This is a genomic window from Mesorhizobium sp. M0802, from assembly GCF_040320115.1.
Lineage (GTDB): Bacteria > Pseudomonadota > Alphaproteobacteria > Rhizobiales > Rhizobiaceae > Mesorhizobium.
Map to the genome: position 1 here is coordinate 509,130 of NZ_JAMYOY010000001.1, position 19,122 is coordinate 528,251.

A 19,122-nucleotide genomic window follows, 5' to 3' on the forward strand; every position below is an offset into this window, starting at 1 on the left:
TGGTTTGGCCCGAAGCGAGGGATGAATGGCAATCGTGCCAAACCATGATGCCGTAGATTGCCGGAAGTCAACCCACGGAGATTTCCATGCCCCTTCGTTTCGGCATCCTCGTATTCCCCGACGTCCAACAACTCGACCTCACCGGCCCATACGAAGTCCTGGCATCGGCCAAGGATGCCGAGGTGGAACTGATCTGGAAGGATCGCAACCCGGTGACGTCATCGACGCGCCTCTCGCTGACGCCAACCGCGACCTTTGACGATTGCCGGCCCCTCGACGTGCTGTGCATTCCTGGCGGGGGCGGGGTCAACGCGCTGCTGGAGGACCAGACAGTCCTCGATTTCGTGTGGGAGCGCGCGGGGCAGGTGCGCTACATCACCTCCGTTTGCAGCGGTGCCCTGGTGCTTGGGGCGGCCGGACTGCTGAGGGGCAAGCGCGCGACCACGCACTGGTATGCGCATGATTTCCTTGAGGAGTTCGGAGCGATCCCGGTCGACGAGCGTATCGTCGAAGACGGCAAGCTCATCACCGCCGGCGGCGTCACTTCGGGGATCGACTTCGGCCTGGCGCTGGTTGCGAGGCTGCTTGGACAGGAGGAGGCCGAGATCGTGCAGCTCTCGCTCGAATACGCCCCGGCTCCTCCCTTTCGGTCCGGCACGCCCGCCGAGGCGTCGCCTGCGGTGCTGGCGCAGGCAAAAAAGCGCCTCTCTGGTTCGAGGCGGGTTCGCGAGGCAATCTTCGCTCGCTGGCGCGAGGCTCGCGCCGCCGCTGCGCCGGCGCGCATCCACGGCTGAAGCAGCAAGGCCGAAGGTGCATCCCCTGGCCCTTCGGCCTTGCTGCGTTTCCACTGTTGACAGGTCCCTTCGTCTGTGCAGAAATTGGTTGGACCATTGAACCACTTCGGTAATAGCCCCGGTGACCCAATTCAGCCTTCCGCCGATCCAGACGACGGCCCGCGACGACGCGGTGCTGAAGGCGTTGGCCGGCTTCGTCATGCGCGAGAAGCTGGAACCCGGTGAGAGGCTGCCGACCGAACGCATCCTCGCTGAGCGTCTGAAGGTCAGCCGCAATACGGTGCGCGAGGCGCTGACGCGCTGGGAAGGGCTTGGCCTGGTCGAGCGCCGGCAGGGCTCGGGCACCTATCTCAAGGCCGCCGTCTCGCTCGACATGCTGCACATGCCGCTGACGCTTGCCGGCGGCAATGATTTCACCGGCCTGATGCGCACGCTGGAAATCCGCCGCGCGCTGGAAGCGGAAGCCGCCGCCCTTTGCGCCATTCGTGCCGACAAGGACGACCTCGCCGAGATCGAGCGCAAGCTCGACATCATGGAGGAAGAGTTTCTCAGCCGCGCCGGCATGTCGTCGGAAGAGGACTGGGAATTCCATCAGGCGATCTACCGCGCCTGCGGCAATCCGCTGTTCGAGCAGATTATCGCCGCCATGCACGAACTGTTCCACCGCTTCTGGGAACATCCGCTCGGCGTGCGCGATTTCGGCCACGCAAGCTTTCCCTACCACCGCACCATGTTCGACTGCATCGCGGCGCACGATCCGGAAGGCGCCCGGGCCGAAGCGCTGAAGCTGATCGCCACGGTCGAGGACGATTTGAAGCGCGGCGCCGCCAACCTCAAACTTTCGGTCCGCACATGAACGAGCACAGCTTCGACCCAGGCATTTCCGGCAGCGACTATCTCGCCGAGGCGGCGACGCTTCTGGCGCATGACGACCCGTTCCCCGGCAATGCAGTGGTGCCGCCGATCTACCAGACCTCGCTGTTCACCTTCGCCAGCTATGCCGACATGGCCGACACCTTTGCCGGGCGCAGGAAGCAGCCGATCTATTCGCGCGGCGACAATCCGACGGTGATGGAATTCGAGTCGCGCGTCGCAGCGCTCGAAGGTGCTGAAGCCGCACGTGGTTTTTCGAGCGGCATGGCTGCGATCAGCGCGACGTTGCTGGCTTTCGTCGGCGCCGGCGAACGCATCCTTGCGGTGCGCAATTGCTATGGCGACGCCTACCGACTGTTCGAGCGGCTGTTTCCGCGCCTGCATATCAAGGTCGACTATGTCGACGGCTCCGATCCGGATGCGGTGGCCGCGGCACTTCCCGGTGCGAAACTGCTCTACCTGGAAAGCCCGACCTCGATGATGTTCGAGCTGCAGGATCTCAAACATCTGACGCGGCTGGCGAAAGAGCAGGGCATCGTCACCACAATCGACAATTCCTGGGCGACGCCGGTGTTCCAGAAGCCGATCCTGCACGGCGTCGATCTGGTGCTGCACTCGGCCTCGAAATATCTCGGCGGCCACAGCGATACCGTCGCCGGTGTGGTGGCGGGCTCGGCCGCCCATATCAAGCACATCAACGACCAGACCTACTCGCAGCTTGGCGCAAAGCTGTCGCCCTTCGAGGGCTGGCTGCTGTTGCGCGGCCTGCGCACGCTGCCGCTGAGACTGCCGCATCACATGAAGAGCGGGCTCATCATCGCCGAGCGCTTGAAGGCGCATGACAAGGTCGAGCGGGTCAATCATCCCGCCTATTCCAACCATCCCGGCAAGAAGACGCTTGCCGGCTATGCCGGGCTGTTCTCCTTCGAGGTGACGGAGGATGTCGACATTCCCGCTTTCGTCGATGCGCTGAAATTTTTCCGCATCGGCGTCAGCTGGGGCGGTCATGAAAGCCTCGTCGTGCCGGCAAAGGCCTCGCTCGAGCAGACACCGGGTCTCAATTCGATGGCGCGCTTCGGCGTCAGCCCCCGAACCATCCGCTTCAATGTCGGATTGGAAAGCGTCGAAGACCTCTGGGCCGACATCGGCCAGGCCTTCGACAAAGCAAAAAAATGACTGGGTTCAAAATGGGAGTTCTGAACATGAAACGACTGAGCATCATGCTTGCCACCGCTGCCGGCCTGGCGATGTCCGCCAGCGGCGCATTGGCCGACACCACCCTCAAGCTGGTCGAGGTCATCACCAGCCCGCAGCGCACCGAATTCCTGAAGAAGCAGATCGCCGAGTTCGAGGCCGCCAATGCCGGCGTCAAGGTCGAGGTGGTCTCGCTGCCCTGGGGCCAGGCGTTCGAGAAATTCCTCACCATGGTGCAGGCCGGCGATACGCCCGACATCGTCGAGATGCCGGAGCGCTGGATGGGCCTCTACGCCACCAACGGCCAGCTCGAGGATCTCGGTCCCTACATGGCCAAATGGGATGATGCCAAAACGCTCGGCGACCGCGCCAAGCAGTTCGGCTCGACCGTCAACAACACCCAGTTCATGATCCCGTACGGCTACTATGTGAATGCGCTGTTCTGGAACAAGAAGCTGTTCAAGGTGGCCGGTCTCGACGGCCCGCCGGCGACACTCGACGACTTCATCGCCGACTCCAAGAAGATCTCCGCCATTCCAGGCAAGTACGGCTATTGCCTGCGTGGTGGGCCGGGCGCCTTCAACGGCATGCACATGTTCATGAACATCGCCGCTGGCAAGGGCGGCTACTTCAACGAGGACGGCACCTCGACCATCAACGAGGAGGGCTCGGTCAAGGGCCTGCAGATGCTGGCCGACATGTACAAGGACGGGCTGGCGCCCAAGGATGCGGTGAGCTGGGGCTTTAACGAGACCGTCACCGGCTTCTATTCCGGCACCTGCGCCATGCTCAACCAGGATCCGGATGCGCTGATCGGCATTGCCGACAAGATGAGTGCCGACGATTTTGCCGTGGCGCCGCTGCCTGTGGGGCCAAGCGGCAAATCCTATCCGACGCTGGGCTATGCCGGCTGGGCGATGTTCGCCAATTCGCAGCACAAGGACGATGCCTGGAAGCTGATGGCGACGCTGTTGTCGCCCAAGGACAATCTCGAATGGGCCAAGGAAGTCGGCGTCGTGCCGATCCACAATGGCGCCGACCAGGATGCCCACTTCAAGACCGAGCAGTTCAAAGGCTGGTTCACCGAACTCAGCGACACTTCCAAATATGAAATGGTGACGCCGCCGACACATCTGGAGAACCTCGGCAATTTCGTCGACCAGGTGGCGATCAAGAATTTCCAGGAAGTGCTGCTCGGCCAGAAGTCGGCCAAGGACGTTGCCGATCAATGGGCCGCGTTCCTGACCAAGGAACAGCAGGACTGGCTGGCCAAGAACAAGAAGTAGTTCTTCCACCTTCTCCCCGTTTACGGGGAGAAGGTGGCCCGAATGCATGTCGCCCAAAAGTGCGTAGCGGTTTTGGGACAACGACATGCACAGACAGGCCCGGATGAGGGGCAGCGCGAGCACCCCAAGGCTGGCGCCGCCCCTCATCTGCCTGCCGGCATCTTCTCCCCGTGAACGGGGAGAAGGGTGCTGTTGCCGCTGTCGGCACCCACCCATGATTGTTGAGCGCTAATGACTTATGCCGTGTCCGAAATACGATCCGCCGGCCGGCCGCGAAAGAAGCGGCTGACGCATGCAGCAATCGAGCCCTGGCTTTATCTCAGCCCGGCGATCGTTCTGCTGGTCGTGGTGCTGCTGGTGCCGCTGATCATCGGCATCAGCTATTCGTTCCGGAAGTTCTCCGCCTTCAAATCCGAATATGTCGGTCTAGGCCAGTATCAGGCGATGCTGACCGACCAGGTGCTGGGGCAGGCGCTGGTCAACACGCTGTGGTGGACCGTCGCCAGCCTGTTCTTCCAGTTCTTCCTCGGCCTGGGTCTGGCGTTGCTGCTCGACAAACCGTTTGTCGGGCGCAAGTTCGTGCAGGCGGTGGTGTTCCTGCCCTGGGCGGTGCCATCTTTCCTGTCGGGCCTGACCTGGGCGTGGCTGTTCAATCCGATCATCGGACCACTGCCGCATTGGCTCTTCACGCTCGGGCTGAAGGCCGAGCCGACCAATGTGCTGTCCGATCCGGCGACCGCCATGTGGGGGCCGATCATCGCCAACATCTGGTTCGGCATTCCGTTCTTCGCCATCACGCTGCTGGCGGCGCTGAAGTCGATCCCGTCGGAACTGCATGAGGCGGCCGCAATCGACGGCGCTTCGCCTTGGCAGCGCTTCACCAAGGTGACGCTGCCGTTCCTGGCGCCGACCATCGTCATCACCGTCATGCTGCGTACGATCTGGATCGCGACCTTCGCCGATCTGATCTTCGTCATGACCGAGGGCGGGCCGGCCGGCTCGACCAGCACGGTGCCGGTCTACATCTATGTCAGCGCCTTCAAGTCGCTGGACAAGGGCTATGCCTCCGCGGTGGCGGTGCTGCTACTGGTACTGCTCATCGCCTATGCGATCGCGCTGATCGCCATCCGCCGCTTGCTGGTGAGGCACGTCTGATGATTGCCGGACGCTCCACCTCCTCGCGCATCTTCAGCGGCATCGGCCTCTACGCGGCGATTGCCGCCTATATGATCTTTGCGCTGTTTCCGATCTTCTGGACGCTGAAGATTTCGGTAACGCCGGAGCGGCTGCTCTATTCCGAGGGCATCACGCTGTGGCCGTCGCAGACCACCTTCCGCAACTTCATCACTGTCCTGGAAGCCTCTGACTTCCCCCGCTATTTCCTCAACAGCGTTATCGTCTCGGTGTCGACGGCGGCCCTGGTGACAGTCATCGCCACGCTCGCCGGCTACGCCATGTCGCGCTTCACCTTTCGCGGCAAGGCAACGCTGGCGATCATGCTTTTGCTGACGCAAACCTTCCCGCTGGTGATGGTCATTCCGCCGATCTACCGCGTCATGGGCGAGCTTGGCCTGACCAACAGTCTGGTTGGTCTGATCATCATCTACACCGCCTTCAACACCGCCTTCGCCACCTTTCTAATGCAGTCCTTCTTCGACGGCATTCCGAAGGATCTGGAGGAAGCGGCGATGATCGACGGCTGCACGCGGGCGCAGGCGATGCGCAAGGTGATCGTGCCGCTGACCTTGCCCGGCATGGGCGCCACGCTCGGCTTCGTCTTCACCGCCGCCTGGAGCGAATTGCTGTTCGCGCTGATGCTGATCTCCAGCGACGACCAGAAGACCTTTGCCGTCGGCCTGCTCACCTATATCGGCAAGTTCGCCGTGGACTGGGGGCAGATGATGGCGGCGTCGATCCTGGCGCTGATCCCGGTCTGCATCTTCTTCGCCTTCCTGCAACGCTATCTCGTCACCGGCCTCACCGCCGGCGCGGTCAAAGGATAATCGATGGCTTCCGTCACGCTGCAAAACGTCGAGAAGGATTACGGTTCGCTGCGCATCCTGCACGGCGTCGACCTCGAGATCGCCGATGGCGAGTTCGTCGTGCTGGTCGGCCCGTCCGGCTGCGGCAAGTCGACCCTTTTGCGCATGATTGCCGGGCTGGAGGAGGTGTCGGGCGGCGAGATCCATATCGGCGATCGGCTGGTCAACGATGTCGCGCCGAAGGACCGCGATATTGCCATGGTGTTCCAGTCCTACGCGCTCTATCCGCACATGGATGTGTCGTCGAATATGGGTTTCAGCCTGCTTTTGAAGAAGGCGGAGAAGACGACGATCGACGGCAGGGTAGGGGCGGCGGCCAAGCGCCTCGGCCTCGACAGTTTCCTCGGCCGTCTGCCCAGGCAACTGTCCGGCGGCCAGCGCCAGCGCGTCGCCATGGGCCGCGCCATCGTGCGCGATCCCAAAGTGTTTCTGTTCGACGAGCCGCTCAGCAATCTCGACGCCAAATTGCGCGTGCATATGCGCGCCGAGATCAAGGCGCTGCACCAGCAGCTCAAGACCACATCGGTCTATGTCACCCACGACCAGATCGAAGCCATGACTATGGCCGACCGCATCGTCGTCATGCATGACGGCTATGTGCAGCAGGTCGGCCATCCGCTCGAACTCTACGATCGGCCGATCAATACTTTTGTGGCCGGCTTCATCGGCTCGCCCGGCATGAATTTCTTTCCGGCGACAGTGGCCAAGGGCGGCAAGGTGGACGCGGTGCTGGCCGACGGCCAGAAGCTGCGGTTGCCTGATGGCTTGCCGTTGAAGGATGGCGATGTGCTTACTGTCGGGCTACGGCCGGAGCACATCCAGCTTGCCGACGATGGTCCGCTCAAGGCAGAGGTCGAGGTGGTCGAGCCGCTCGGCCTGTCGACGCAGTTCTATGTCCGGCTCGCCAACCAGCTGGTTTGTGTCTTCGTCATGGGACGCAGCACTATCCGGCCGGGCGACACGGTAAGACTGTCTGCCGATCCGGCGGCGCTGCATCTGTTCGATCCCGCAAGTGGCAATCGCATCGGGTGATGGCGGCCATCCGGCCTGTTTTCCGAGCATGATCTCTTCCGGAAACCGGTATCCACTTTTCGAGATCATGCTCTACTGAAGGCTGCCCAGGCTGGCATACATGCCGGTGGTGCGGAACTGCGTCGGGTTGATGCCGTAGAGCCGGCGGAAGACTTTCGAGAAATAGTTGGCGTCCTCGAAGCCGCACAGGATGGCGACCTCCTTGACTGGCAGGAAATCGGCTTTGGTTAGCAGCTTCGCCGCCCGCTGCAGCCGCTGCTGCAGCACGAACTCGGCCGGCGGAACGCCTTCGCTCTCGGCGAAGCAGCGCGAGAAATGGGCGCGGCTGAGGCCGCTGATCTGGACGAGCTCGGCCACGGGCAAGGGCTTGTCGAGATTGGCGTTGATATGATCGATGACCGGCTGCATGACGCTCTGTTTCTCAGTGAAGGCGTGCGAGCCGAAGACATCGTCGTAAAGCGCCATCGCCGCCTCATAGGCGATTGCCGAAGCAGCGCCAGGCGAAGCGCCACCCTTGATCAGGCGCAGGCTGCAATCGGCGAGATGATCGATCGTCTCCGGCTGCAGCCGAAACACCGGGCCGGAGACGCTGAGTATGGATTTGTGGACGCGCAGCGCCTCCTCGCCATTCATCGAGATCCAGAAATATTCCCAGCGGTCGCCCTTCTCCAGCCAGTAGCGATGGTTGTGTGGCACCAGCACCAGCAGCGTGTCGTTGGCCTGCAGGCGGTAGTTGCGGTTCTCGTAGCGCAGCTGGCCGGTGCCGCTGATCGTGTGCTGCAGCACGGTGAACGGTGTCTGGCCGCGCTTGCGCCCATCCCAGTCATAGGTCACGCCCTCGCGTACTTCATAGCCGGTGCTGGTTGGCATGGCATGCAGGCGCTGGCGGCCGCGCGGCAGCGAGATGGTGCGCATCAACTGTCCGTTGGCGATCAGATCATGCAGCACAAAATTACCCTCGAAAGCATAATCGTTCTCTGGCCGCGCCCTGGAATAACGGCATAATCCAAATCCTGAGAACGCGAAAGACCCGCGGTCGAGGAGCGGGCGGGGAGGAGAACGAGCCGGAATTCCGGCTCGAATGGCATGCGCGCCGAGGCGAGCCGCCATTCCCTTTCCTGTTGCTCCTTACCCGGCATTCGAATGCATCGAGGTGAGGTGATGAGTTTCAAAATCGCTATTATCGGCGCCGGCAGCGTCGGCTTCACCAAGAAGCTGTTCACCGATATTTTGTGCGTCCCGGAATTCAGCGACATCGAATTCGCGCTGACCGATCTCAGCGAACACAATCTGCAAATGATCAAGGCGATCCTCGACCGCATCGTCGAGGCCAACAAGCTGCCGACCAGGGTGACGGCGACGACCGACCGCCGCAAGGCGCTGGAAGGCGCGCGCTACGTCATCAGCTGCGTGCGGGTGGGCGGGCTCGAAGCCTATGCCGACGATATCCGCATTCCCTTGAAATACGGCATCGACCAGTGCGTCGGTGACACGATTTGCGCCGGGGGCATCCTCTACGGCCAGCGCAACATCCCGGTCATCCTCGACTTCTGCAAGGATATATTGGAGGTCGCCGAGCCAGGCGCCAAATTCCTCAACTATGCCAACCCGATGGCGATGAACACCTGGGCGGCGATCGAATATGGCAAGGTCGATACGGTCGGCCTCTGCCACGGTGTCCAGCACGGCGCCGAACAGATCGCCGAAGTGCTCGGCGCCAAGTCGCACAGCGAACTCGATTATGTCTGCTCCGGTATCAACCACCAAACCTGGTTCATCGATTTGCGGCTCAACGGCCGCAAGATCGGCAAGGACGAACTGGTGGCTGCCTTCGAGGCGCATCCGGTCTATTCGCAGCAGGAAAAGCTGCGCATCGACGTGCTGAAGCGCTTCGGCGTCTACTCCACCGAAAGCAACGGTCATCTCTCCGAATATCTGCCCTGGTATCGCAAGCGGCCGGACGAAATCACCCGCTGGATCGACATGTCCGATTGGATCCATGGCGAGACCGGCGGCTATCTTCGCTACTCCACGGAAACCCGCAACTGGTTCGAGACGGAATATCCGCAATTCCTCGAAGCGGCGTCGAAGCCGCTCGACGTATCGAAGCGCTCGAACGAGCATGCCAGCCATATTCTCGAAGCGCTGGAGACGAACCGCGTCTATCGCGGCCACTTCAACGTCAAGAACACCGGCATCATCACCAATCTGCCGCAGGACGCGATCATCGAATCGCCCGGTTTCGTCGATCGCTTCGGCATCAACATGGCGTCAGGCATCACGCTGCCGGAAGCCTGCGCGGCCACCTGCATGGCTTCGATCAACGTTCAGCGGATGTCGGTGCATGCGGCTGTTACGGGCGACATTGACCTGCTCAAGCTCGCGGTGCTGCACGATCCGCTGGTGGGTGCGGTGTCGACGCCGGAAGAGGTCTGGCAGATGGTCGACGAGATGGTCGTCGCCCAGGCGCGTTGGCTACCGCAATACGCCGATGCCGTGCCGGCCGCCAAGGAGCGGCTTTCGAAATCGATGGTGAAAACCCGCGACTGGGCGGGTGCGGCGCGGCGCAAAGTGCGCTCGATCGAGGAACTGCGCGCCGAAAAAACGGCCCTGAAACAGGCCGGCTGAGAATGCTGGCAGGCGGACAGCGGGAGGCCGGTTCGCCAATCAGCCGTCATGAATAGATGCGGGCAGCAGCAGACGTCGAAACATCTGGGAGGAACACAATGAGGAACTTTCGTGGAATTGGCATTCTCGCCGGGCGAAGAATTGGCATTCTCGCCGGGCTGGCGCTGAGCGTCTCGGCATTGGCGCTTGGCAGTGCATACGCGTCCGAGCCGACCACGCCGCCGGCGCCGGCGGCGTTTCCCGCCGAGGGCAAAATCAAATACGTCGCCCGCGATTCCATCCTGGAGTTCAAGGCGCTGCCCGAATATCACGAGCCCGAGTGGGTCACCGAGAAATACGTCAAGACTGGCAAGCTGCCGCCGGTCAAGGATCGCCTGCCGAAGGAGCCGCTGGTGTTCAAGACCGGCAACATGCCGGACGGCATCGGCGTTTATGGCGACACCATGCGCCACGTCATTGGCGGCCGGCCGGAAGGCTGGAATTATGGCGCCGGCCAGACCCAAGGATGGGGCGGCATCGACATCGGCCTTTCGGAATGCCTGACGCGCACCGCGCCTTTGTTCCAGGTCGAGGCCAAGGACACCGAGCCGCTGCCCAACCTCGCCAGGAGCTGGGACTGGTCGAAGGATGGCCACACGCTGACCATGCACCTGGTCGAAGGCGCCAAATGGTCTGACGGCGTTGCCTTCAATGCCGACGATGTCATGTTCTACTGGGACGATGAGGTCGTCGACCCCAATGTCTCGCCGTTGAACGGCGCCACAGCGGAAACCTTCGGTGTCGGCACGACGCTGAAGAAGGTCGACGACTACACCGTCGAGTGGACCTTCAAGGACGCTTTCCCCAAACAGTATCTCTACGCCATGGCCTACGGCACCTTCTGCCCCGGCCCGGCGCATATCCTGAAGCCGCAGCATCCGAAGTACTCGAAGAATACCTACGAGCAGTTCAAGAACGCGTTCCCGCCGGAATATATGAACATTCCGGTGATGGGTGCCTGGGTGCCGGTGGAGTATAGGCCCGACGACATCATCGTCTTGCGCCGCAATCCCTACTACTGGAAGGTCGACGAGAAGGGCAACCAGCTGCCCTATCTCAACGAACTGCACTACAAGCTGTCGACCTGGGCCGACCGCGACGTGCAGGCGGTGGCAGGGGCCGCCGACTTCTCCAACCTCGAGCAGCCGGAGAATTTCGTCGCTTCGCTGAAGCGAGCGGCGGACAAGGACGCGCCGGCCCGGCTCGCCTTTGGCCCGCGCCTGATCGGCTACAATCTGCGCATGAACTTTTCCGCCAATGGCTGGGGCAATCCCGACGAACGCGGCCAGGCGATCCGCGAGCTCAATCGCAATGAGGACTTCCGCAAGGGCATCACCATGGCGCTCGACCGCAAGGCGCTCGGCGACTCGCTGGTCAAGGGGCCGTTCACCGCCATCTACCCCGGTGGCTTTTCCTCGGGCACCAGCTTCTATGACCGCAACTCGACCGTCTACTATCCCTTCGACATCGAGGGCGCCAAGGCGGAACTGGCCAAGGCTGGTCTCAAGGATACGGATGGCGACGGCTTCGTGAACTTCCCGGCCGGGACCGCCGGCGGCAAGAATGTCGAGATCGTGATGCTGGTCAACAATGACTACGGCACAGACAAGAGCCTCGCCGAAGGCGTCGTCGGCCAGATGGAAAAGCTTGGCATCAGGGTCGTGCTCAACGGCCTCAACGGCACCCAGCGTGATGCCTCGCAATATTCCGGCCGCTTCGACTGGCTGATCAGGCGCAACGAGCAGGAGCTGACTTCCGTCGTGCAGAATACCGTGCAACTCGCGCCCGTCGGACCCAAGACCAGCTGGGATCACCGCGCGCCCGAAAGCGGCGTGGTCGACCTGATGCCGTTCGAAAAGGAGCTTGTCGACATCGTCAACAAGTTCGTCTCCTCGTCAGACAATGACGAGCGCGCCAGCCTGATGAAGACGTTCCAGAAGATCTCGACGGAGCATGTCTACAATATCGGACTGACCGAATATCCCGGCGCCCTGATCATCAACAAGCGCTTCTCCAACATCCCGCAGGGAACGCCGATCTTCATGTTCAACTGGGCCGAGGATTCGATCGTGCGCGAACGCGTCTTCGTCGCCGCCGACAAGCAGCAGAAATACGAACTCTTTCCCGACCAGCTTCCCGGCAAGCCCGGCGACAAGGGTCCGACGAACTGAGTTTCCTCCCCTGGCTGACGCCCGGCCGCGCTGCGCGCGCGGCCGGGACGGAGTAAGGTCAGCGGCAACAGATTAGATCCAAGGAGGAGAAACGGTCCGATGCTGCGATTCCTGGCCATGCGCATAGCATCGGCGGTGCCGGTCATGGTCATCCTGAGCCTGGTCACCTTTGCCATCATCCAGGCGCCGCCGGGCGACTATGCCGACTATATCCGTTCGCAGCTCATCAACCAGGGCGGGGCGTCTTTTGCCGAAGCCGACGCGCAGGCGCAGGCCTATCGGGTCGAGCACGGCCTCGATAAACCGCTGCCCGTCCAGTACCTGAACTGGGTCGCCGGCATCATCACCCGCGGCGATTTCGGCTACAGCCTCTATTACAACAAGCCGGTCGCCGCAGTGGTCGGCGAGCGGCTGCCGCGCACGCTGCTGCTGGCATTGGTCTGCCATCTGCTGGCGTCGGTGCTCGGCATCACCTTCGGCATCTGGGCGGCGACCAGGCAATACACATGGATCGACTCGGTGCTGTCGGCCATCTCCTTCCTCGGCATGACGGTGCCGCGCTTCCTGATGGCGCTGATCATCGTCTATCTCCTGGTCTTCCAGTTCAACGTGTCGGAGATCGGCAGCTTCTTCTCGCCGCAATATGGCGGCGCGCCGTGGTCGTGGGCGAAATTCGCCGACCTCGTCAAGCATGTCTGGCCGGTGGTGGCGATCGCCACCTTCGGCGGGCTCGCCTACAATATGCGCGTCATGCGCGGCAATCTGCTCGATACGCTGAACGCGCAATATGTCGAGACGGCCAAGGCCAAGGGCCTGACCGGCAGCGCCGTCGTCATGCGCCATGCCGTGCCCAACGCACTGCACCCGCTCATCATGTATCAGGGCGTGGTGCTGCCCTACATGCTGACCGGCGAGATCGAGACGGCGATCATCTTTGCGCTGCCGACGGTCGGGCCCGCCATCGTCGGCTCGATGGCGGTCGGCGACGTTTATGTCACGGCGACCTTCATGATGGTGCTGTCGGCAACGCTGATCGTCGGCAACATCATCGCCGACATGCTGCTCGCGCTGCTCGATCCGCGCGTACGCCAGTTCAGGGAGAGCTAGATGCTGGCGCGCGACCCATCCCCGCCGCCGCCCCCGGCTGAAGCAACCGCGATTGCGACCCCACGCGGCAATGAGAGCTATATGGCGCTGGTCTGGCGCCGGCTGAGGCGCTCCTGGACCGGCATGGCCGGGCTGATCCTGGTCGTGCTTCTGGTGCTGATGGCGCTGTTCGCCGATTTCTTCGCGCCGATGGACCCCAAGGTGACCGATGTCGCTTTCGCCCCGCCGCAAGTGATGAGTTTTCACGACAGAGACGGGAATTTCGTGCTCCAGCCGCGGGTCTATGCGCTGGCGGATTCTGCAGACCTCGACCCGGTCACCTTCCAGCCGGTCGTCGGGCCGGATTACGAGCATCCGCGCCTGCTCGGCTTCTTCGTCAAGGGCGCCGACTACCGGCTGCTTGGCCTGATCCCCGCCAACCGGCATTTCTTCGCTTCGGCCGACGGCCAGCCGGTGCATTTTCTCGGCACCGACAAATTCGGCCGCGATGTGTTGTCGCGCGCCATCCAGGGCTCGCGCGTCTCGCTGATGATCGCGCTGACGGTGGTGTTCATCATCACCGTCATCGGCACCACGGTCGGCATGGTCTCGGGCTATTTCGGCGGCCGCTTCGACGTCTGGATGCAGCGCTTTGTCGAGCTGGTGCTCGCCTTCCCGCAATTGCCGCTCTATCTTGCGCTGACGACGCTGATCCCGGTGACCGCGCCGACCAACGTCTTCCTCGCCTTCGTCATCATCGTCATGTCGGCGCTGGGCTGGGCGCAGATGTCGCGCGAGGTGCGCGGCAAGACGCTGGCGCTGGCGCGGATCGACTATGTGCGCGCTGCCATGGCGGTTGGCGCCACCGACATGCGTATCATCATGCAGCACATTTTCCCCAATGTGATGAGCCACGTCATCGTCGCCGTGACGATCGCGATCCCGACGGTGGTACTGCTCGAAGCCTTTCTCGGCTTCCTCGGCTTCGCCGTGAAACCGCCGCTGATCTCATGGGGGCTGATGCTGCAGGACACGGCTACCTATTCGGTCATCGGCACCTATCCGTGGATCCTGTCGCCGGTCGGCTTCGTGCTGATCACCGTCTTTGCCTTCAACGCGCTGGGCGACGGCCTGCGCGATGCCGTCGATCCCTATTGAGGTGGCCGGGATGACCGTAGCGCTCGCAGCCACCTTCGCACCAGCCGTCCGGCTCGACCATGCCGGCCGCCACGACCAACCCATCATCGATGCCCGCAACATCGAGGTCGCCTTCAAGGTCGAGCACGGCGTCGTCGACGCGGTGAAGGATGTCTCGTTCCAGCTCTATCGCGGGGAGACGATCGCCATCGTCGGCGAGTCCGGTTCCGGCAAGTCGGTGACGGCGCGCGCCGTCATGGGGCTCTTGTCAAAGCGGGCCACCGTGTCGCCGAACTCCACCATCGACTATTGCGGGCAGGACATACTGAAATTCCCCGAGAGCGCTCGGCGCAAATTGCGCGGCAATCGCATTTCGATGATTTTCCAGGAGCCGATGAGCTCGCTCAACCCGATCTATACGGTCGGCAGTCAGATCGTCGAGGCGATCAGGGTGCATCGAAAGGTCAGCCGCAAGCAAGCCTGGGCGCGGGCGCTCGAGCTTTTGCGGCATGTCCAGATCCCCGAGCCGGAAGCACGCATCAAGCAGTATCCGCACCAGATGTCGGGCGGGCAGCGCCAGCGCGTTATGATCGCCATGGCGCTCGCCAACGACCCCGATGTGCTGATTGCCGACGAGCCGACGACGGCGCTCGACGTCACGGTGCAGGCGCAGATCCTCAATTTGATCCGCAATCTGCAAAAAGAACTCAGGATGGCGGTCATCCTGATCACCCACGACCTCACCGTGGTGCGGAAATTCTCGGACTATGTCTATGTCATGCAGCATGGCGAGATGTGCGAGCACAACGTTACCGAGCGGCTGTTCGCCGACCCGCAGCATGCCTATACCAAGCGGCTGCTCGCTTCAGAGCCGCACGGCAAGCCGCAGCCGCTGCCGGAAAACAGCGGCACCATCCTCGAGGCCCGCAATATGCGCGTCTGCTTCATGCTGCGCCATGGCAGCTTCCTGAAGCCGGACTGGCGCGAGCTCGTCGCCGTCGACGATCTCGGCCTGAAGCTTTGCCGCCACGAGACACTGGGGCTGGTCGGCGAATCCGGCTCCGGCAAGACCACCTTCGGTCTCGCCTTGCTCAAGCTCACCGAGGCCAAGCGCGGCGAGGTCAGCTTCGACGGCCAGCCGATCCACGGCCTGTCTCGCGCCGGGATGCGGCCGCTGCGCTCGCGCATGCAGGTCGTTTTTCAGGATCCGTTCTCGTCGCTTAACCCGCGTATGACGATCGGCCAGATCATCGAGGAAGGGCTGGTCGTCAACAGGATCGGCGCGACACGGCGCGAGCGGGTCGGTCGGGTTCGCGACGCCCTGGTCAGCGCCGGCATGCCCGGCGATATCCTGTCGCGGTTCCCGCACGAATTTTCCGGCGGCCAGCGGCAGCGCATCGCCATTGCCCGAGCCATCGCGCTGGAGCCCGAATTCATCCTGCTCGACGAACCGACATCGGCGCTCGACCTTTCGGTGCAGGCGCAGATCATCGACTTGTTGCGCAAGCTGCAGGACGAACGCGGCCTTAGCTATGTCTTCATTTCGCACGACCTCAAGGTGGTGCGCGCGCTCTGCCATCGCGTCATCGTCATGCAGAACGGCAAGATCGTCGAACAGGGACCCGTCGACGAGGTCCTCACCCATCCCAAGACCGCCTACACCGAACGGCTCGTCAGGGCCGCCTTCGACGTGGCGTAGCAAAGTGCCGGAGGTTTAATAGTGGCAAGACATCCCAGGATCACCTTCATTGGCGCGGGTTCGACCGTGTTCATGAAGAACATTGTCGGCGACGTGCTGCAGCGGCCATCGCTGTCAGGCGCGACGATCGCGCTGATGGACATCAATCCGCAGCGGCTGGAAGAGAGCGCCATCGTCGTCAACAAGCTGATCGCGACGCTGGGCGTGAAGGCGAAGGCCGAGACCTATTCCGACCAACGCAAGGCGCTCGCCGGTGCCGACTTCGTCGTCGTCGCCTTCCAGATCGGCGGCTTTGAGCCCTGCACCGTCACCGATTTCGAGGTGCCGAAGAAATACGGCCTGCGCCAGACCATTGCCGACACGCTCGGCGTCGGCGGCATCATGCGCGGCCTCCGGACCGTGCCGCATCTGTGGAAGATCTGCGAGGACATGCTGGCCGTCTGCCCCGACGCGATCATGCTGCAATATGTCAACCCGATGGCGATCAACACCTGGGCGATCTCAGAGAAATACCCTGAGATCAAGCAGGTAGGCCTCTGCCACTCGGTGCAAGGCACGGCGATGGAACTGGCGCACGATCTCGACATTCCCTACGACGAGATACGCTACCGCTCGGCCGGCATCAACCACATGGCCTTCTACCTGAAGTTCGAGCACCTGCAGCCGGATGGCTCTTACCGCAACCTCTATCCGGACCTGGTCCGCGCCTATCGCGAGGGCAGGGCGCCGAAGCCGGGCTGGAACCCGCGGTGCCCCAACAAGGTGCGCTACGAGACGCTGACGCGTCTCGGCTATTTCGTCACCGAAAGCTCCGAGCATTTCGCCGAATACACGCCCTATTTCATCAAGGAAGGCCGCCCCGACCTGATCGAGAAGTTCGGCATTCCGCTCGACGAATATCCCAAGCGCTGCATCGAACAGATCGAGCGCTGGAAGGGCCAGGCCGAAGCCTATCGCTCGGCCGACCGCGTCGAGGTCGAGCAATCGAAGGAATACGCGTCCTCGATCATGAACTCGGTGTGGACCGGGGAGCCTTCGGTGATCTACGGCAATGTCCGCAACAATGGCTGCATCACCTCGCTGCCGGACAATTGCGCCGCCGAGGTGCCGTGTCTGGTGGACGCCTCCGGCATCCAGCCGACCTATATTGGCGAGCTGCCGCCGCAACTCACCGCGTTGATACGCACCAACATCAATGTGCAGGAACTGACGGTGCAGGCGTTGATGACCGAAAACCGCGAGCACATCTACCACGCGGCGATGATGGACCCGCATACGGCGGCCGAACTCGATCTCGACCAGATCTGGGCGCTGGTCGATGAGTTGCTGGCGACACATGGCGACTGGCTGCCGACCTGGGCGCGTGGGAGCGCCAAGGTCCGGGCCGCCTGAGCGCTGCTGCGGCGGTATCTACTCCACCGTCAGGCCTCCGGTGGCGCCGGCAACCGGTGGCGCAGTTCCTCGACCAGGACGCGCTCGTTCTCCGAATAGTCGATCGGAACGACGACGAGATGGACGCCACCGCAGGCAAAGGCCTGTTCAAGCGTCGATTGTATTTCTGAGACGGCGCCGACCCTGGTTCCCTTGGCGCCATAGGCCTCGGCATAGCGGACGAAATCGGGATTGCCGAAGGTCATGCCGAAATCGGGGAACCGGTCGACCGCCTGCTTCCAGCGGATCATGCCGAAAGCATTGTCCTCGATGATCAGCACGACCAAATTGAGCTTCAGCCTGACGGCGGTTTCCAGTTCCTGGCTGTTCATCATGAAGCCGCCATCGCCGCAGATCGCCATGACGCGGCGTGCGGGATAGAGCATCGCGGCCGTCATCGCCGACGGCAGGCCGGCGCCCATCGTGGCCAGGGCGTTGTCGAGCAGCAAAGTGTTGGCGACGCGCGTGCGGTAGTTGCGCGCAAACCAGATCTTGTACATGCCGTTGTCGAGCGCCAGGATGCCATCGGCCGGCATCACCGCGCGCACATCGTGCACCAAGCGCTGCGGCGTGAAACGGTCTTCGGTGGCGCGGGCGGCAATGCGGCTCAAAATCCCTTCGCGCAGCGGCAGTAGCGCCTGCGCGTTGGGGATCTTGCCCTCGATCCGGTCGGCAAGCAGCCTGAGCGAAGCGCCGATGTCGCCGACCACTTCGGTCTGCGGGAAATAGACCTGCTCGACATTGGCCGGCTGGTAACCGACATGGATCACCTTCGGTCCCTTGTCGCCCATAATGAAGGGCGGCTTCTCGATCGTGTCGTGGCCGATGGTGATGATGAGGTCGGCCTGTTCGATGGCCTCATGGACATAGTCGCGCTCGGAGAGCGCGGCGGTGCCCATGTAGAGTTCGGTGCCGCCGGGCACCGTGCCCTTGCCCATCTGCGTGGTGAAATAGGGAATGCCGGTCCTGATCACGAACTGGGCGAGGTCGGACGTCGAGCGCGGCCGCGATGCGGCGGCGCCCAGCATTGCCAGAGGACGCTGCGCCTTGATGATCATCTCGGCGGCGCGGTCGAGCGCAAGCGGGCTGGCCAGCGGAAGCTCGACCGGATGCGGCGGGATCAGCGCGACATCGTCGCACTCCTCGGCCGCGATGTCTTCGGGCAGTTCCAGATGCACCGGTCCCGGACGCTCCTCTTCGGCAATCCGAAACGCTTCGCGCACCACGGCGGGAATGGTCTTCGCCGAGATGATCTGACGTGACAGCTTGGTCAGCGGCTTCATCGCGGCGACGATGTCGACGATCTGGAAGCGAGCCTGGCGCGACGACCGGATGCCCTTCTGCCCGGTGATCATGATCATCGGCATGGCGCCCAGCAGCGCATAGGCGGCACCCGTCGTCAGGTTCAGGGCGCCGGGCCCGAGCGTGGTGATGCAGACGCCCGGCTTGCCGGTGAGCCTGCCATGGGTGGCGGCCATGAACGCCGCCGCCTGCTCATGACGGGTGAGGATGAGCTGGATCGAGGATTTGCGGATGGATTCGACGACGTCCAGGTTTTCTTCGCCGGGAATGCCGAAGATGCGATCGACGCCCTCATTCTCGAGGGCGGCAACAAGCAGGTCAGAACCTTTGGGCACGAAGCATCTCCTGGGGCAAAGCGGCGGCGAACCGCGTCGGGATATGACCAGACATAGTGCTGGCAAAGTCCTA

General features: G+C 62.7%; 15 protein-coding genes. 13 read left to right on the forward strand and 2 right to left on the reverse strand.

Features of this window, described 5'->3' with window-relative positions; translation table 11 throughout:
• Nucleotides 1-86: 86 nt before the first annotated feature.
• The 7 genes from NKI10_RS02475 (at nt 87) to NKI10_RS02505 (ending at nt 7,221) form a co-directional block, all read left to right on the forward strand.
• Nucleotides 87-794 carry a DJ-1/PfpI family protein gene (locus tag NKI10_RS02475; RefSeq protein ID WP_023691357.1) on the forward strand — a complete coding sequence of 236 codons (708 nt, stop codon included), beginning with the start codon at nt 87-89 and terminating at the stop codon, nt 792-794.
• 121 nt (nt 795-915) lie between these two features.
• Nucleotides 916-1,650: a FadR/GntR family transcriptional regulator gene (locus NKI10_RS02480; RefSeq protein WP_352858408.1), complete on the forward strand. Its 735-nt coding sequence runs from the start codon at nt 916-918 to the stop codon at nt 1,648-1,650.
• Nucleotides 1,647-2,843 carry a PLP-dependent transferase gene (locus tag NKI10_RS02485; protein ID WP_352858410.1) on the forward strand — a complete coding sequence of 399 codons (1,197 nt, stop codon included), beginning with the start codon at nt 1,647-1,649 and terminating at the stop codon, nt 2,841-2,843. Before NKI10_RS02480 ends, NKI10_RS02485 begins: the two co-directional genes overlap by 4 nt.
• A gap of 26 nt (nt 2,844-2,869) precedes the next feature.
• Entirely contained in the window at nt 2,870-4,147 is a 1,278-nt protein-coding gene (locus tag NKI10_RS02490) for an ABC transporter substrate-binding protein (protein WP_352858413.1), read from the forward strand.
• Between the two features lie 231 nt (nt 4,148-4,378).
• The gene (locus tag NKI10_RS02495) at nt 4,379-5,302 is read left to right on the forward strand and encodes a carbohydrate ABC transporter permease (protein WP_023685296.1); all 924 of its coding nucleotides are present in this window, start codon (nt 4,379-4,381) and stop codon (nt 5,300-5,302) included.
• Entirely contained in the window at nt 5,302-6,150 is an 849-nt protein-coding gene (locus NKI10_RS02500; RefSeq protein ID WP_023668128.1) for a carbohydrate ABC transporter permease, read from the forward strand. The genes NKI10_RS02495 and NKI10_RS02500 overlap by 1 nt, the downstream gene beginning before the upstream one ends.
• Nucleotides 6,151-6,153: 3 nt before the next feature.
• Nucleotides 6,154-7,221 (forward strand): ABC transporter ATP-binding protein, encoded by a 1,068-nt coding sequence (locus NKI10_RS02505; RefSeq protein ID WP_023685295.1) that lies wholly within the window; start codon nt 6,154-6,156, stop codon nt 7,219-7,221.
• 72 nt (nt 7,222-7,293) lie between these two features.
• Here the strand turns inward: NKI10_RS02505 and NKI10_RS02510 are convergent, their stop codons facing one another.
• Complete coding sequence (locus NKI10_RS02510) at nt 7,294-8,136, reverse strand: AraC family transcriptional regulator (RefSeq protein WP_081727386.1); 843 nt, start codon at nt 8,134-8,136, stop codon at nt 7,294-7,296.
• Nucleotides 8,137-8,382: 246 nt separating this feature from the next.
• On the opposite strand from NKI10_RS02510, the gene NKI10_RS02515 reads away from it, so the two are divergent.
• From NKI10_RS02515 to NKI10_RS02540, 6 genes are all read left to right on the forward strand, one after another.
• Nucleotides 8,383-9,849, forward strand: a complete 1,467-nt coding sequence (locus NKI10_RS02515) for an alpha-glucosidase/alpha-galactosidase (protein ID WP_023687911.1) — start codon at nt 8,383-8,385, stop codon at nt 9,847-9,849.
• 98 nt (nt 9,850-9,947) lie between these two features.
• A complete protein-coding gene (locus tag NKI10_RS02520; RefSeq protein ID WP_023725460.1) occupies nt 9,948-12,059 on the forward strand; it encodes an ABC transporter substrate-binding protein in 2,112 nt (703 codons plus the stop codon).
• A 99-nt stretch (nt 12,060-12,158) separates the two neighbouring features.
• Nucleotides 12,159-13,166, forward strand: coding sequence for an ABC transporter permease (locus NKI10_RS02525; protein ID WP_023668135.1), 1,008 nt, complete (start codon nt 12,159-12,161; stop codon nt 13,164-13,166).
• Nucleotides 13,167-14,303 (forward strand): ABC transporter permease, encoded by a 1,137-nt coding sequence (locus NKI10_RS02530; protein WP_023687914.1) that lies wholly within the window; start codon nt 13,167-13,169, stop codon nt 14,301-14,303.
• Between the two features lie 10 nt (nt 14,304-14,313).
• Nucleotides 14,314-15,981 carry an ABC transporter ATP-binding protein gene (locus tag NKI10_RS02535; RefSeq protein WP_023804896.1) on the forward strand — a complete coding sequence of 556 codons (1,668 nt, stop codon included), beginning with the start codon at nt 14,314-14,316 and terminating at the stop codon, nt 15,979-15,981.
• A gap of 21 nt (nt 15,982-16,002) precedes the next feature.
• Complete coding sequence (locus NKI10_RS02540; RefSeq protein WP_352858418.1) at nt 16,003-17,373, forward strand: alpha-glucosidase/alpha-galactosidase; 1,371 nt, start codon at nt 16,003-16,005, stop codon at nt 17,371-17,373.
• A 29-nt stretch (nt 17,374-17,402) separates the two neighbouring features.
• Here NKI10_RS02540 and NKI10_RS02545 read toward each other — a convergent pair whose 3' ends face one another.
• Entirely contained in the window at nt 17,403-19,049 is a 1,647-nt protein-coding gene (locus NKI10_RS02545) for an acetolactate synthase large subunit (protein WP_352858421.1), read from the reverse strand.
• Nucleotides 19,050-19,122 lie beyond the last annotated feature (73 nt).